Here is a 14,269-nt window from a genome sequence, read left to right on the forward strand (position 1 = left end):
GAAGGAGCACGGGCATGAACAAGGGAGCTTATCGCCACCGCTGCGCCTGGTTGATGCTGGCCCTGGGCGCAAGCCTGGCGGCCTCGGCGTCGGCCGAGACCCTCGAGGAACGCCTGCGCGCCCAACTGCGCAGCACCACGCAACAGCTGCAGGCCCTGCAGAGCGAGCAGGCCCAGGCCAGCGCCGCCCGCCAGGCGGCCGAGCAGCAGCGCGACGCGGCCCAGGGCCAGGTGCGCGAACTGACCGCGCAACTGGCCAAGGCCCGCGGTCACAGCGAGCAACTGGCCGGCCAGCAACAGGCCGTGCACAGCCAGGCCCAGGCGCTGGTGGCCAGCAGCAACGAACAACTGCACAAGTACAAGCAGGCCTACGACGAGCTGCTGGCGATGGCGCGCACCAAGGAAAGCGAGCGCGCCACCCTGCAGGCGCAGCTGGGCGAACGTGATGGCCAGGTGCAGCAATGCCAGGCCCGCAACCAGCAGATGTACGGGGTGGCCAAGGAGATGCTGGCCGCCTACGAGAAGGTCGATATCGCCGATGTCATGAAGATGCGCCAGCCGTTCGCCGGTGGCGCCCGGGTCAAGTTCGAGGAACTGGCCCAGGCCTACGGCGACAAGCTCTACGAAAGCCAGTTCGACGCCCCCAAGGGCGTGACCCAGTGATGTTTTCTCAACGCAAGGAAGTAAGCACATGACCGAAGTCACCCTGATCGAAACCGTTAGCGCCGACTCCCTGACCCAGTTGCTGCAGGATGCCGGCTGCCGGGTCAACCGCACCGAGCAGAACGCCGTGGTGCAGTTGCTCAGCGCCAGCCAGGGCGTGGGTTATGCCGTTCGTTTCGGCAACCGGGCCGCGGGCAAGGAGGGCGAATTCCTCGACTTCACCTTCAGCTGTGCCCTGCGTATCCAGGGCGAGCTGCCGGCGGGCCTGGCCGAGCACTGGAATGCCAGCCGGCGCTTCGCCCGCCTGTCGGTGCAGGGCGAGTTCCTGGTGATGGAGCAGGACGTGGTGGTCGCCGATGGTGTCAGTCAGCAGCACCTGCTGGGCAGCCTGGTGCTGTGGGACCGGCTGCTGCAGGAGCTGATCGTCTATCTGCGTGACTACAGCCGTAATGTGGCCGACCAGCAGAAAGTCCAGGTCGCCCACGACCAAGAGCGCGCCTCGTGACGGCGCGCACTCTCTGGGCCGGCGCTGGCGCGCTGGCCATTGTCGCGGTGGCGGTCGCCCTGGCCTTGCGCCCGGGCGACGAGCCGGTGGCGGCGGCGCGTCCGGTGTCGCCCGCCGCCCTGGTGGCCACCGACAACGGCCCGGTACTGGCGCGTCTGGGCGAGCAACAGGTCGGCAGCGGCGAACTCAAGGCGCTGTTCGCCCAGTTGCCCGAGGAAGCCCGTGGCAGCCTGCGCGGCGACCGCCCGGCACTGGAGGCCTGGATCCGCGCTCGCCTGGCGGAAAAGGCCCTGTACCAGCAGGCCGAGGCCCAGGGCTGGTTGCAGCGCCCGGAAATCCAGGTGCAGACCCGCGCGGCCACCGAGCAGATCGTCCTGCGCGACTACCTGAACTCGGTGAGCAAGGTGCCCGACGACTACCCCGGCGAGGCGGAGCTCAAGCAGGCCTATGAGGCAGGCAAGGCCGGTTTGCAGCTGCCGGTGCGCTACCGCCTGAGCCAGATCTTCCTGCGGGTGGAGAACCCCAGGGACGACGAGGCCGTGCGCAAGCAGGCCCAGGCGCTGGCCAAGCAGGCCCAGGCTGCGGATGCCGACTTCGCCGCGCTGGCCCGTGAGCACTCCCAGGATGCCGGCACGGCCGCCGGCGGTGGCGACACCGGCCTGCAGGCCCTGGCGCAGTTGTTGCCCGAGGTGCGTGGGGTGGTGCCAAAGCTCAAGGTGGGCACGGTCAGCGAACCGGTGCAGAGCGCGGCGGGCTACCACATCATCAAGCTGGTCGAGCAACAGCCCGCCCGGGCGGCGACCTTCGAGGAGTTGGCGCCACGCCTGCGCGAGCTGTTGCGGGCCCAGCGCCAGGAGCAGGTGGCCAAGGCCTATGTCGAGGGCATGTTCGACACCGCCACCCTGAGTATCGATGGCGCGGCGCTGAATCAGGTGCTGGAGAGCAGCAGCCGCTAGTCGCCAACAACCATGGAAGAACCGGGCCTGCCCAGGCGGGCCCGCGGGAGGCGAGGAATGCCGATCGATCTGCCCCGGGGGCGAGCCCCGGATACCGCCGTGCCTGTCGTTCGTCGCCAGGTGCCGCTGGCCCTGGACGAACAGACCCTGAACTGTTTCCTGGTCACCGCGCGCTGCGGCTGCTTCATGCAGGCGGCGCGGCGACTCAACCTCAAGCCGGTGGCCCTGCGCAAACGCCTGGCGGCGCTGGAAGCGCGCCTGGGCTACAGCCTGTTCGTCAACCGCAACAACAACCCGGTGCTCAGCCAGCAGGGCGAACGCTTGCTGCAGATACTCCAGGCGCGCGAGCCGGTCGTGCCGCTGCCGCGAGAGCAAAGCGCCAGCGTGCGCCTGGCCGTGGCCGAACCGCTGCTGCAGGACCTGCTGGGCCGCAACCTGATCAACTTCGTGCGCCAGCATGCCGGCATGCGCCTGGAGGTGGCCACCCTCGACGGTCGCCAGGTACCCGAACAGGTTGCCGATGTCGCCCTGTGGTTGGGCGACGCCAGCCACGGTGCCCGCGCCGGCAGCTTTGCCGGTGCCGCCCCCGAGGCCCTGGCCACCCTCGAGTACCTGCCGCATATTGCCAAGCGCTACGCCCGCGAGGCCAACCGACCGACCAGCCTGGCGGACCTGCAGGACTACATGCTGGTGCAATGGCAGGGCGAGGTAGGTGTGCAGGCGCTGATGCCCTGGCAGGCATTGCTGCGCACGCGCTCGGCCGGGGTGACCCAGATCGAGGATTACGAAATGTACTGCCAGCTGATCAAATGCAGCGCCAGTGTCGGCTTGCTGCCGCATTATGCGACGCACCTGGACCGTGGATTGCTGGCCCTGCCGGGCCTGTTCCGCGAGCCGATGCGGCGGCGGGTGTGGCTGGCGGTCAACGGGCAGACCGAAGGTGATCCGCTGGTGCAGGTGATGGTCGGGGCGATCCGGGCGGCGTTCGAGGAACGCCGCGAATGGTTCGCCAGCCTGTAGGCGGGCGGCTTATCCCGCCTTGCGCAGCGTGAGGTTGATCCGCCGCTCGCCCATGCGCGGGTGCACGCCCGGCTTGATCGGCAATACGCCATGAAAGCGCAGGCGGTCCTCGCCACCCCAGACGAGCACATCGCCGTGGCTCAGCGGGATGTGCCGGGGGCGGTCCGAGCGTTGCAGCCCGCCGAACAGGAATACCGCAGGCAAGCCCAGCGAGATCGAGACGATCGGCTGCCCGTAGTCCTGTTCGTCGCGGTCCTGATGCAGGCTCAGGCGGGTACCGGGCAGGTAGTGGTTGACCAGGCAGGCATCGGCCACGAAGCCATCGAAGCCCGCCTGCGCGGCGGCGCGGGTGGCCAGGTCGACCAGCAGCGGGGGCAGGGCGGGCCAGGGTTTTGCGCTGACCGGGTCGATGGGGGTGTAGCGGTAGCCGTTCTCGTCGCTGACCCAGCCCAGCGCGCCACAGTTGGTCAGGGCCACGGCCATGCGCAGGCCGCCGGGGGTGTGCATGTGGCGAAACGGTGCCGCGCGCAGCACCGGGCGCAGGGCGTCGAGCAGGGCCTCGAGTTCGGGCAGGGCGAAGCCGGGCAGCAGCAGGGTATGGCGCGCCAGGCGCTGGGGGTGGGGGTCGAAGAGATCGAGGCTGGACTGGATCATGTCTGGAGGCTGCTGCCTGGGGAGGGGGCCATTATATCCTCCCGAGACAGCAGTTGGCGGTGGTCCACCTGGGAAAACCTGGCCAATGCTCGGGATTGTCCTCTTCGCGGGTACTACGCCAACGTGTAGGAGCGGCCTTGTGCCGCGAAAGGGCTGCAACGCAGCCCCAGGATGTCAGCACCGACGCAGAAATTGCCGGGGCCGCTATGCGGCCCTTTCGCGGCACAAGGCCGCTCCTACAGGTTGGCGTAGTACCTGTGGGAGCGGGTTTACCCGTCTGTCGCCAGGTCAGTTCTTCGACTTCGAATGCCGCCAGCCCTGGTCAAGGAACGCAAACACCACCACCAGCACCCCGGCCACCGCCAGGATCAAGGTCACGCCATCGGTGGAATGAGTCGCCGACCCGGCCACCAGCGCCAGCCCGCCCAGCGGCGCCAAACCGCCGGCCACGGCGGTACCGACCTCGCGCCCGGTACCGAACCCCGATGAGCGCGTCTGGGTCGGGAACTGGCGGCTGAGGAACGAGCCCTGCGGGGCGAACATCATCGGCGCCAGGATCCCGGTGCCCACGGCGATGGCCAGGTAGATCATCATCGGCTCGCCGGTCGACAGCAGTTGCAGGAACGGGTAGGCGAATAGCGCCGACAACAGCCCGCCGAGCATCAGCACGGTCTTGCTGCTCCACTTGTCGCACAGCCAGCCGAAGAACGGCACGGCAAAGATCGCCACCAGGCTGGCCAGGGTCACCGACAGCGAGGTGACATGGGCCTCGATGCCCTTGAACTGGGTCAGGTAGGCCAGCGAGAAGGTCTTGAAGATGTAGCTCAGGGCGTTGTAGCCCACGGCCACGAAGAACACCACCGCCAGGCCCTTGAGGTCATTCCTGAACAGCAGCTTGAGCGGCGACACCTGCGGCTTGTCGTCGGCCTTGTCCAGTTCCTTGAAGTCCGGGGTCTCGGGGATGCTCTTGCGCACCCACAGGCCCACCGCCACCAGGGCGATGCTGGCGATGAACGGGATGCGCCAGCCGCCGGCCAGCAGGAACTCGTTGCCGTTCATGGTCAGCAGGTACACGGTCAGCGACGACAGCAGCAGGCCCAGGTTCAGCCCCAGCGCCGGCCAGGCGCCCTGGCTGCCGCGCTTGCCTTCGCTGGCGTGCTCGTAGGAGGTCACCGCCGCGCCGGACAGCTCGGCGCCGGCGCCCAGGCCCTGGATGATGCGGATGATCACCAGCAGGATCGGCGCCCAGATGCCGATGGTGGCGTAGCCGGGGATCAGGCCGATCAGCATGGTGCACAGGCCCATCATGCAGAAGGTGATCACCAGCACGTGCTTGCGCCCGAAGCGATCGCCCAGGTAGCCGAACAGCACGCCGCCGAAGGGTCGGGCGATGAAGCCGATGGCGAAGGTGGAGAACGCCAGCAGCGAGGCCACCGCCGGGTTGCTCGGGTCAAAGAAGATCTTCGAGAAGACGATCGCCGCCATGGTCGCGTAGAGGTAGAAGTCGTACCACTCCAGCATCGAGCCGAAGATGGTCGCCGCCGCCACCTTGCGCAGGCGCTTGCGTTGCTGTTCGGGGGTTTCGCTCGCGGCCAGGGCCGTCTCGTGTACCGACATTGGGGTTTTCCTTGTTGTCTTTGTAATTGTGGATGCAGCGGGTGGATCAGCGGGCCTGGAGAATCTTCTCGGCGATCATCTGGCCGATGGGGATCGCCGAGGTGGCGGCGGGCGATGGCGCATTGCACACATGCACCATGCGCGGGGTCTCGGCGAACAGGAAGTCGTGCACCAGGGTGCCGTCGCGCATCACCGCCTGGGCACGGATGCCGGCCTCATAGGGCAGCAGGTCCTCGACTTCGAGAGACGGGCAATACTTGCGGCACTGTTCCAGGTAGCCGCGCTTGAACAGCGAGTTCTTCATCTCGGTGGTGCCGGAACCGAGGTTGTTCCAGATGGTTTTCCAGAAACCCGGGAAGCGCGCGTACTCGGCGACATCGCGCCAGTTCACCGAGAACTTGCGATAGTTTTCCCGGCCGAAGCCGAGCACCGCGTTGGGGCCGACGGTGACGCTGCCGTCGATCATCCGCGTCAGGTGCACGCCGAGGAACGGCAGCTCCGGGTCGGGGATCGGGTAGATCAGGTGGTTGACGATCTGGTTCTTGCTCGCCGGCAGGCGGTAGTACTCGCCGCGGAAAGGGATGATCTGGTGGTCGATCTTCACCCCTGCCAGACGCGCCAGGCGGTCGGACTGCAGGCCGGCGCAGGCCACCAGCTGACGGGCGCGCCAGGCGTTGCCGTCGGCACTGATCGCGACGTGGTCGGCATGCTCCTGGATGGCGCGCACGGTGGTGGACAGGCGCAGTTCGCCACCGGCCTGGCGGATCACCTTGGCCATGGAGTCGCACACCTGCTGGTAGTCGACGATGCCGGTGGCATCGAGGAACAGCGCGCCCTTGCCGACGATGTTCGGCTCCCGCTCGCGCAGGGCGCCGGCATCCAGGCGCTCGACCTTCAGGCCGTTCTGCTGGGAGCGTTCGTACAGCGCCTGCATGCGCTGCACCTCCAGGTCGTTGGAGGCCACCAGCAGCTTGCCGCAGACCTCGAAGGCAATGCCGTGCGCGCTGCAGAAATCCTTGGTGGCCTGGGCGCCGCGCTTGCACAGGTCGGCCTTGAGGCTGCCGGGCGCGTAGTAGATGCCGGCATGGATCACGCCGCTGTTGTGGCCGGTCTGGTGGCGGCCGAGGCTGGCCTCCTTTTCCAGAATCAGCAGCGAAGCGCCGGGGCGTCGTTCAAGCAGGGCCATCGCGGTGGCGAGGCCGACGATGCCGCCGCCGATGATGCAGTAGTCGTAGGTCATGCAGGGTACCTTGGTATTCTTGTCGGTGAATCTGCTTATCAGGTTGTCAGACTAAGTAGTGCGTGTGAAAGCCTCGCCAGGCCGCGATGGGGTTCTCCGGGGTCAGTCGAGGTCGGGAAGGTCGAGTTTCAGGCGCTTGGCCGAGGCGCGCAGGTGGGCTTCGGCGCAGCCGGCCGCCGCCTGGCGGTCGCCGTCGGCGATGGCCTGGTACAGCGCCCGGTGCTCGCGCAGGGCATCGGCCGAACCGCCCACTGCCGGGGTGGCGGAGTTTTCCCAGGCGGTGCGGCGGGCGGCGGCCAACTGGCCGCCGAGGAAATCGTGGAAAGCGACGAAGTAGTCGTTCTTGCTGGCTTCGGCGATGGCGCGGTGAAAGGCCACATCGGCGGCCGAGGCCGTGGCGAAGTCGCTGCGCGGGTCTTCCATGGTGCCCAGGGCGGCGGCCATGCGCGCGAGGTCGTCGGCGTCGCGGCGGCGGGCGGCGATGGCGGCGGCCTGGGTCTCGATCCACAGGCGCATCTCGAACATCTGCACCAGGTCCGGCTTGCGCCCCTGGCTGCCGGGGAAACGGAACACCGTGCCGCTGGGCGTCTGCGAGATGTACGAGCCGAGCCCGCGGCGGGCGATCAGCACCCCGTCGGCCTTGAGCTGCGCCACGGCCTCGCGCACCACCGAGCGGCTGACATTGAGCTGTTCAGCCAGTTGCTGTTCGGTGGGCAGGCGCGATTCAGCGGCCAGGCGGCCGGAATCGATCTCGGCGCGGATGGCGTTGACGACCCGTTCGACGAGGGTGTCGGGGCGCTGGAGCTCTAGCATGGACATGGAAGTTCTTATTGGTCAGGTTGTCAGACAATGCCTGTGTCGATAGTGGCCTGTCAATGTCCTGGAAGCTTGCGCGCTACCTGTAGGAGCGGCCTTGTGCCGCGAAAGGGCCGCATAGCGGCCCCGGCTATATCAGCGTGATGCACCAATAAGGGGGCGCTTCGCACCCCTTTCGCGGCACAAGGCCGCTCCTACACGGGCGATGTAACTGCTTAGATTTCGGACACGAACGTTCCGGTCCCGTCGAGGATATTGCGCAAGGTCAGCGCTACTTCCTCCAGGTCGGTCCCGGCGCTGGTCAGGATGATCTCCAGCGTTTCATCCCCCTTCAACGCATCACGATCCCCAGCCGCCACCTCGATCAACAGCCGCTGCGCGCTCAGGGTCACCTTCAGCCCGTCCAGGGTCGACGGCTCGTCATCCAGGGTCAGGTCGACGGTGTCCTCGTCCGGATAACGGGTCAGCAGGAACATCTGGCCCTTGTCGCTGTGGCAGCACAGGGTCGCCATGTTGTCTTCCTCGTCGTCGCAGGGAGTGGCGAAGAGCAGGGCGGTTTTCAGTTGCATGGGCGGCTCGGGTCAATGGCAAGGGAAAGGAATTCTGACAGCCTTGGCGGCCGTGATAAACGTAAAGTTACCGCGCATTGACCGAAATTGTCGCAGCGCTGCAAGCCGCAGTGACCGTTCAGTCGTTAAGCTCCCCAGTCGGTGGACATGACGCTCGTGTCCAACGCCTGGTTTTACCGTCCGGCTTGCCGCGGGTTGGCTATCGTTGATCCGTACCCGGCGGACGTACGCGACGCTTCACCTATAACAAAGCCCAAGCGGAGTACCACAGATGGCGTTTTTCACCGCAGCCAGCAAAGCCGACTTCCAGCATCAACTGCAGGTGGCCCTGGCGCAGCACATCAGCGAACAGTCCCTGCCACAAGTGGCGCTGTTCGCCGAGCAGTTCTTCGGCATCATCTCTCTGGACGAACTCACACAGCGCAGGCTGTCGGACCTGGCCGGCTGCACGCTGTCCGCCTGGCGCATCATCGAGCGCTTCGACCCCGAACACCCGCAGGTGCGGGTCTACAACCCCGATTACGAACGCCACGGCTGGCAATCGACCCACACCGTGGTCGAGGTGCTGCACCACGACCTGCCGTTCCTGGTCGACTCGGTACGCACCGAGCTCAACCGCCGCGGCTACAGCATCCACACCCTGCAGACCACCGTGCTCAGCGTGCGCCGTGGCGCCAAGGGCGAGCTGGTCGAACTGCTGCCCAAGGGCACCCAGGGCGAGGGCGTCAGCCATGAGTCGCTGATGTACCTGGAGATCGACCGCTGCGCCAATGCCGCCGAGCTCAACACCCTGAGCATGGAGCTGGAGCAGGTACTGGCCGAAGTGCGCGGCGTGGTCGCCGACTTCGAGCCGATGAAAGCCAAGATCCGCGAGCTGCTGGAACTGGTGGAGCAGAACGCCTTCGGCCCGGCGCAGAACGACAAGGCCGAGGTGAAGAGCTTCCTGTCGTGGCTGCTGGACAACCATTTCACCTTCCTCGGCTATGAGGAATTCACTGTCGAGTCCGATGCCGACGGCGGCCATCTGGTCTACGACGAGGCCTCGTTCCTGGGCCTGGCCCGCCTGCTGCGCGCAGGCCTGGGCGCCGACGACCTGCGCATCGAGGACTACGCCGTCGCCTACCTGCGCGAGCCGCGCCTGCTGTCGTTCGCCAAGGCCTCGCAGCCGAGCCGCGTGCACCGCCCGGCGTACCCGGACTACGTGTCGATCCGCCAGATCGACCAGGATGGCAAGGTCATCAAGGAATGCCGCTTCATGGGCCTGTACACCTCGTCGGTGTACGGCGAGAGCGTGCATACCATCCCGTACATCCGTGGCAAGGTCGCCGAAGTCGAACGCCGTTCCAACTTCGACCCCAAAGCCCACCTGGGCAAGGAGCTGGCCCAGGTCCTCGAGGTACTGCCGCGCGACGACCTGTTCCAGACCCCGGTCGACGAACTGCTCAGTACCGTCATGTCGATCGTGCAGATCCAGGAGCGCAACAAGATCCGCGTGTTCCTGCGCAAGGACCCGTACGGCCGCTTCTGCTACTGCCTGGCCTATGTGCCACGCGAGATCTACTCCACCGAGGTGCGGCAGAAGATCCAGCAGGTGCTGATGGAGCGTCTGAAGGCCACCGACTGCGAGTTCTGGACCTTCTTCTCCGAATCGGTGTTGGCCCGCGTGCAGCTGATCCTGCGGGTGGACCCGAAGAACCGCATCGACATCGACCCGCAGCAGCTGGAAAACGAAGTGATCCAGGCCTGCCGTTCGTGGCAGGACGACTTCTCGGCGCTGGTGGTGGAGAACTTCGGCGAGGCCCATGGCACCAACATCCTGGCCGACTTCCCGAAGGGCTTCCCGGCCGGTTACCGCGAGCGCTTCGCCGCGCACTCGGCGGTGGTCGACATGCAGCATGTGCTGAACCTGTCGGAAGCCAAGCCGCTGGCCATGAGCTTCTACCAGCCGCTGACCCAGTTGGGCGAGCGCCAGCTGCACTGCAAGCTGTACCACGCCGATACGCCGCTGGCGCTGTCGGACGTGCTGCCGATCCTGGAAAACCTCGGCCTGCGCGTGCTCGGCGAGTTCCCGTACCGCCTGCGCCACGCCAGCGGCCGCGAGTTCTGGATCCACGACTTCGCCTTCACCTACAGCGAAGGCCTCAACCTTGATATCCAGCAGCTCAACGACACCTTCCAGGACGCCTTCGTCCATATCGTCAAGGGCGACGCCGAGAACGACGCTTTCAACCGCCTGGTGCTGACCGCCGGCCTGCCGTGGCGCGACGTGGCGCTGCTGCGCGCCTACGCCCGCTACCTCAAGCAGATCCGCCTGGGCTTCGACCTGGGCTACATCGCCAGTACCCTGAACAACCACACCGACATCGCCCGCGAGCTGACCCGGTTGTTCAAGACCCGCTTCTACCTGGCGCGCAAGCTGACCCAGGAGGATCTGGACGACAAGCAGCAGCGTCTGGAGCAGGCGATCCTCAGCGCCCTGGACGAGGTCCAGGTGCTCAACGAGGACCGCATCCTGCGCCGCTACCTGGACCTGATCAAGGCCACCCTGCGCACCAACTTCTACCAGCCCGACGCCAACGGCCAGAACAAGTCGTACTTCAGCTTCAAGTTCAATCCCAAGCTGATCCCGGAACTGCCGAAACCGGTGCCGAAGTTCGAGATCTTCGTCTATTCGCCACGGGTCGAGGGCGTGCACCTGCGCTTCGGCAACGTCGCCCGCGGCGGCCTGCGCTGGTCGGACCGCGAAGAGGACTTCCGCACCGAAGTGCTCGGCCTGGTCAAGGCCCAGCAGGTGAAGAACTCGGTGATCGTGCCGGTGGGCGCCAAGGGCGGCTTCCTGCCGCGCCGCCTGCCGCTGGGCGGCAGCCGTGACGAGATCGCCGCCGAAGGCGTGGCGTGCTACCGCATCTTCATTTCCGGCCTGCTCGACATCACCGACAACCTCAAGGACGGTGGCGTGGTGCCGCCGGCCAACGTGGTGCGTCACGATGACGACGACCCGTACCTGGTGGTGGCGGCCGACAAGGGCACCGCGACCTTCTCCGACATCGCCAACGGCATCGCCATCGACTACGGCTTCTGGCTGGGCGACGCTTTCGCCTCCGGTGGCTCGGCCGGCTACGACCACAAGAAGATGGGCATCACCGCCCGTGGCGCCTGGGTCGGCGTGCAGCGTCACTTCCGCGAACGCGGCATCAACGTGCAGGAAGACCCGATCACTGTGGTCGGGGTCGGCGACATGGCCGGCGACGTGTTCGGCAACGGCCTGCTGATGTCCGACAAGCTGCAGCTGGTGGCCGCGTTCAACCACCTGCACATCTTCATCGACCCGAATCCGGATCCGGCCACCAGCTTCGTCGAGCGCAAGCGCCTGTTCGACCTGCCGCGCTCGGCCTGGAGTGACTACGACACCGGCATCATGTCCGAAGGCGGCGGGATCTTCCCGCGCAGCGCCAAGAGCATCGCCATCAGCCCGCAGATGAAGGAACGCTTCGCCATCGAAGCGGATCGCCTGACCCCGACCGAACTGCTGCACGCGTTGCTGCAGGCGCCGGTGGACCTGTTGTGGAACGGCGGTATCGGCACTTACGTCAAGGCCAGCAGCGAAAGCCACGCCGATGTCGGCGACAAGGCCAACGACGCCCTGCGCGTCAACGGCAACGAGCTGCGCTGCAAGGTGGTGGGCGAGGGCGGCAACCTGGGCATGACCCAGCTCGGCCGGGTCGAGTTCGGCCTCAACGGCGGCGCCACCAACACCGACTTCATCGACAACGCCGGCGGCGTGGACTGCTCCGACCACGAGGTCAACATCAAGATCCTGCTCAACGAGGTGGTGCAGGGTGGCGACATGACCGAGAAGCAGCGCAACCAGCTGCTGGGCAGCATGACCGACGAAGTCGCAGGCCTGGTGCTGGGCAACAACTACAAGCAGACCCAGGCGCTGTCGCTGGCCGCCCGCCGCGCCCGCGAGCGGATCGCCGAGTACAAGCGCCTGATGGCCGACCTCGAGTCTCGTGGCAAGCTGGACCGCGCCATCGAGTTCCTGCCCACCGAGGAGCAGCTGGCCGAGCGCCTGGCGGCAGGGCAGGGCCTGACCCGCGCCGAGCTGTCGGTGCTGATCTCGTACAGCAAGATCGACCTCAAGGAGCAGCTGCTCAAGTCGCTGGTGCCGGACGACGACTACCTGACCCGCGACATGGAGACGGCCTTCCCGCCGTCGCTGGTGAGCAAGTTCGCCGACTCGATGCGCCGTCACCGCCTCAAGCGCGAGATCGTCAGCACCCAGATCGCCAACGACCTGGTCAACAACATGGGCATCACCTTCGTCCAGCGCCTGAAGGAGTCCACCGGCATGAGCCCGGCCAACGTCGCCGGCGCCTATGTGATCGTGCGTGACATCTTCCACCTGCCGCACTGGTTCCGCCAGATCGAGGCCCTGGATTATCAGGTCCCGGCCGAGATCCAGCTGACCCTTATGGACGAGCTGATGCGCCTGGGCCGTCGTGCCACCCGCTGGTTCCTGCGCAGCCGCCGTAACGAGCAGGATGCGGGCCGCGACGTCGCCCACTTCGGGCCGGTGCTCGCGCAATTGGGGCTCAAGCTCGACGAACTGCTGGAAGGCCCGACCCGCGAGCGCTGGATGGTCCGCTACCAGGGCTTCGTCGAGGCCGGTGTGCCGGAGTTGCTGGCGCGCATGGTTGCTGGCACCACGCACCTGTACACCCTGTTGCCGATCATCGAAGCGTCCGACGTGACCGGGCATGATCCTGCGCAGGTGGCCAAGGCGTTCTTCGCCGTAGGCAGCTCGCTGGACCTGACCTGGTACCTGCAGGAGATCAGCAACCTGCCGGTGGAGAACAACTGGCAGGCCCTGGCCCGCGAGGCGTTCCGCGACGACATCGACCTGCAGCAGCGGGCAATCACCATCTCCGTGCTGCAGATGGCCGACGCGCCTCAGGACATGGATGCCCGGGTGGCGTTGTGGTGCGAACAGCACCGGGTGATGGTCGAGCGCTGGCGCGCCATGCTCGACGACCTGCGCAACGCCAGCGGCACCGACTATGCGATGTACGCGGTGGCCAACCGCGAGCTGGTCGACCTGGCGATGAGCGGGCAGGCGGCGGTGATTCCGTCCTGAGCCTGGTGTTGAAGTAATAGAAAGCCCCGGCAGTGATGCCGGGGCTTTTTCATATCCACTGCGCGGACCCTGTAGGAGCGGCCTTGTGTCGCGAAAGGGCTGCACAGCAGCCCCGGCAATATCCGACTGATGCACAAATCATGGGGGCGCTTCGCACCCCTTTCGCGACACAAGGCCGCTCCTACAGGGACCGCGCAGGCCTTGAGGGTTATGCAGGTCTACTTGAACCGCCGCTCCACGCCTTTTTCCACCAGGATCTTCGCCGAGATCTCCTCCACCGAGAAATGCGTGGAATTGATGTTGGGAATGTTCTCCCGACGGAACAGGTTCTCCACTTCGCGCACCTCGAACTCGCACTGGGCAAAGCTCGAGTAGCGGCTGTTGGGCTTGCGCTCGTGGCGGATGGCGGTCAGGCGGTCGGGGTCGATGGTCAGGCCGAACAGCTTGCTGTGGTGCTTCTTCAGCACCGCCGGCAGTTGCAGGCGCTCCATGTCGTCCTCGGTCAGCGGGTAGTTGGCGGCGCGGATGCCGAACTGCATGGCCATGTACAGGCAGGTCGGGGTCTTGCCGCAGCGCGACACGCCGACCAGGATCAGGTCGGCCTTGTCGTAGTAGTGGGTGCGCGCGCCGTCATCGTTGTCCAGGGCGAAGTTGACCGCCTCGATGCGCTCCATGTAGTTGGAATTGCCGCCGATCGAGTGGGATTTGCCCACGGAATACGACGAATGGGCGGTCAATTCCTGCTCGAGCGGGGATAAAAACGTCGAGAAGATGTCGATCATGAAGCCATTGGACGTGGCCATGACCTCACGGATGTCCTGGTTGACGATGGTGTCGAAAATGATCGGACGCACTCCGTCGCGCTCGGCCGCGGCGTTGATCTGCTGGACCATGGCCCGGGCCTTGTCCAGCGTATCGATGTAGGGGCGCGTGAATTTATTGAACGGAATGCTCTCGAATTGTGCGAGCAGGCTCTGGCCCAGCGTTTCTGCAGTGATGCCGGTACCGTCGGAGATGAAGAACGCGGTTCGTTTCATTTGCACCTGGGGGCCTTAAGCTGCCGAAGATTTCTGGATATGATAGGTTCGGTTTG

11 protein-coding genes are annotated in these 14,269 nt (G+C 66.1%); 5 read left to right on the forward strand and 6 right to left on the reverse strand.

What is annotated here, in order from left to right:
- Positions 1 to 14: 14 nt before the first annotated feature.
- From LU671_RS14510 to LU671_RS14525, 4 genes are read left to right on the forward strand one after another with little or no spacing between them, the layout of a single operon-like run.
- The gene (locus LU671_RS14510) at positions 15 to 662 is read left to right on the forward strand and encodes a DNA repair protein (RefSeq protein WP_203647496.1); all 648 of its coding nucleotides are present in this window, start codon (positions 15 to 17) and stop codon (positions 660 to 662) included.
- A gap of 28 nt (positions 663 to 690) precedes the next feature.
- The gene (locus LU671_RS14515) at positions 691 to 1,167 is read left to right on the forward strand and encodes a YbjN domain-containing protein (RefSeq protein WP_232856018.1); all 477 of its coding nucleotides are present in this window, start codon (positions 691 to 693) and stop codon (positions 1,165 to 1,167) included.
- Complete coding sequence (locus tag LU671_RS14520; RefSeq protein ID WP_232856019.1) at positions 1,164 to 2,123, forward strand: peptidylprolyl isomerase; 960 nt, start codon at positions 1,164 to 1,166, stop codon at positions 2,121 to 2,123. Before LU671_RS14515 ends, LU671_RS14520 begins: the two co-directional genes overlap by 4 nt.
- 57 nt (positions 2,124 to 2,180) lie before the next feature.
- The gene (locus LU671_RS14525) at positions 2,181 to 3,143 is read left to right on the forward strand and encodes a LysR family transcriptional regulator (protein WP_232856020.1); all 963 of its coding nucleotides are present in this window, start codon (positions 2,181 to 2,183) and stop codon (positions 3,141 to 3,143) included.
- A 9-nt stretch (positions 3,144 to 3,152) separates the two neighbouring features.
- Here the strand turns inward: LU671_RS14525 and alkB are convergent, their stop codons facing one another.
- The 5 genes from alkB to LU671_RS14550 all read right to left on the reverse strand — a co-directional run bounded on the left by alkB (position 3,153) and on the right by LU671_RS14550 (position 8,039).
- Positions 3,153 to 3,797, reverse strand: a complete 645-nt coding sequence (gene alkB, locus LU671_RS14530; RefSeq protein ID WP_198744761.1) for a DNA oxidative demethylase AlkB — start codon at positions 3,795 to 3,797, stop codon at positions 3,153 to 3,155.
- Positions 3,798 to 4,085: 288 nt separating this feature from the next.
- A complete protein-coding gene (locus tag LU671_RS14535) occupies positions 4,086 to 5,414 on the reverse strand; it encodes an MFS transporter (protein WP_232856021.1) in 1,329 nt (442 codons plus the stop codon).
- A 46-nt stretch (positions 5,415 to 5,460) separates the two neighbouring features.
- A complete protein-coding gene (gene lhgO / locus LU671_RS14540) occupies positions 5,461 to 6,654 on the reverse strand; it encodes an L-2-hydroxyglutarate oxidase (RefSeq protein WP_232856022.1) in 1,194 nt (397 codons plus the stop codon).
- A 102-nt stretch (positions 6,655 to 6,756) separates the two neighbouring features.
- Positions 6,757 to 7,467 carry a FadR/GntR family transcriptional regulator gene (locus tag LU671_RS14545; protein ID WP_232856067.1) on the reverse strand — a complete coding sequence of 237 codons (711 nt, stop codon included), beginning with the start codon at positions 7,465 to 7,467 and terminating at the stop codon, positions 6,757 to 6,759.
- A gap of 218 nt (positions 7,468 to 7,685) precedes the next feature.
- The gene (locus LU671_RS14550) at positions 7,686 to 8,039 is read right to left on the reverse strand and encodes a hypothetical protein (protein WP_203647490.1); all 354 of its coding nucleotides are present in this window, start codon (positions 8,037 to 8,039) and stop codon (positions 7,686 to 7,688) included.
- A gap of 271 nt (positions 8,040 to 8,310) precedes the next feature.
- On the opposite strand from LU671_RS14550, the gene LU671_RS14555 reads away from it, so the two are divergent.
- The gene (locus LU671_RS14555; protein WP_232856023.1) at positions 8,311 to 13,176 is read left to right on the forward strand and encodes an NAD-glutamate dehydrogenase; all 4,866 of its coding nucleotides are present in this window, start codon (positions 8,311 to 8,313) and stop codon (positions 13,174 to 13,176) included.
- A gap of 218 nt (positions 13,177 to 13,394) precedes the next feature.
- Here the strand turns inward: LU671_RS14555 and ppsR are convergent, their stop codons facing one another.
- Complete coding sequence (gene ppsR / locus LU671_RS14560; protein ID WP_028692934.1) at positions 13,395 to 14,213, reverse strand: posphoenolpyruvate synthetase regulatory kinase/phosphorylase PpsR; 819 nt, start codon at positions 14,211 to 14,213, stop codon at positions 13,395 to 13,397.
- Positions 14,214 to 14,269: the final 56 nt, after the last annotated feature.

It is taken from the genome of Pseudomonas sp. NMI760_13 (assembly GCF_021283245.1).
Lineage (GTDB): Bacteria > Pseudomonadota > Gammaproteobacteria > Pseudomonadales > Pseudomonadaceae > Aquipseudomonas > Aquipseudomonas peradeniyensis.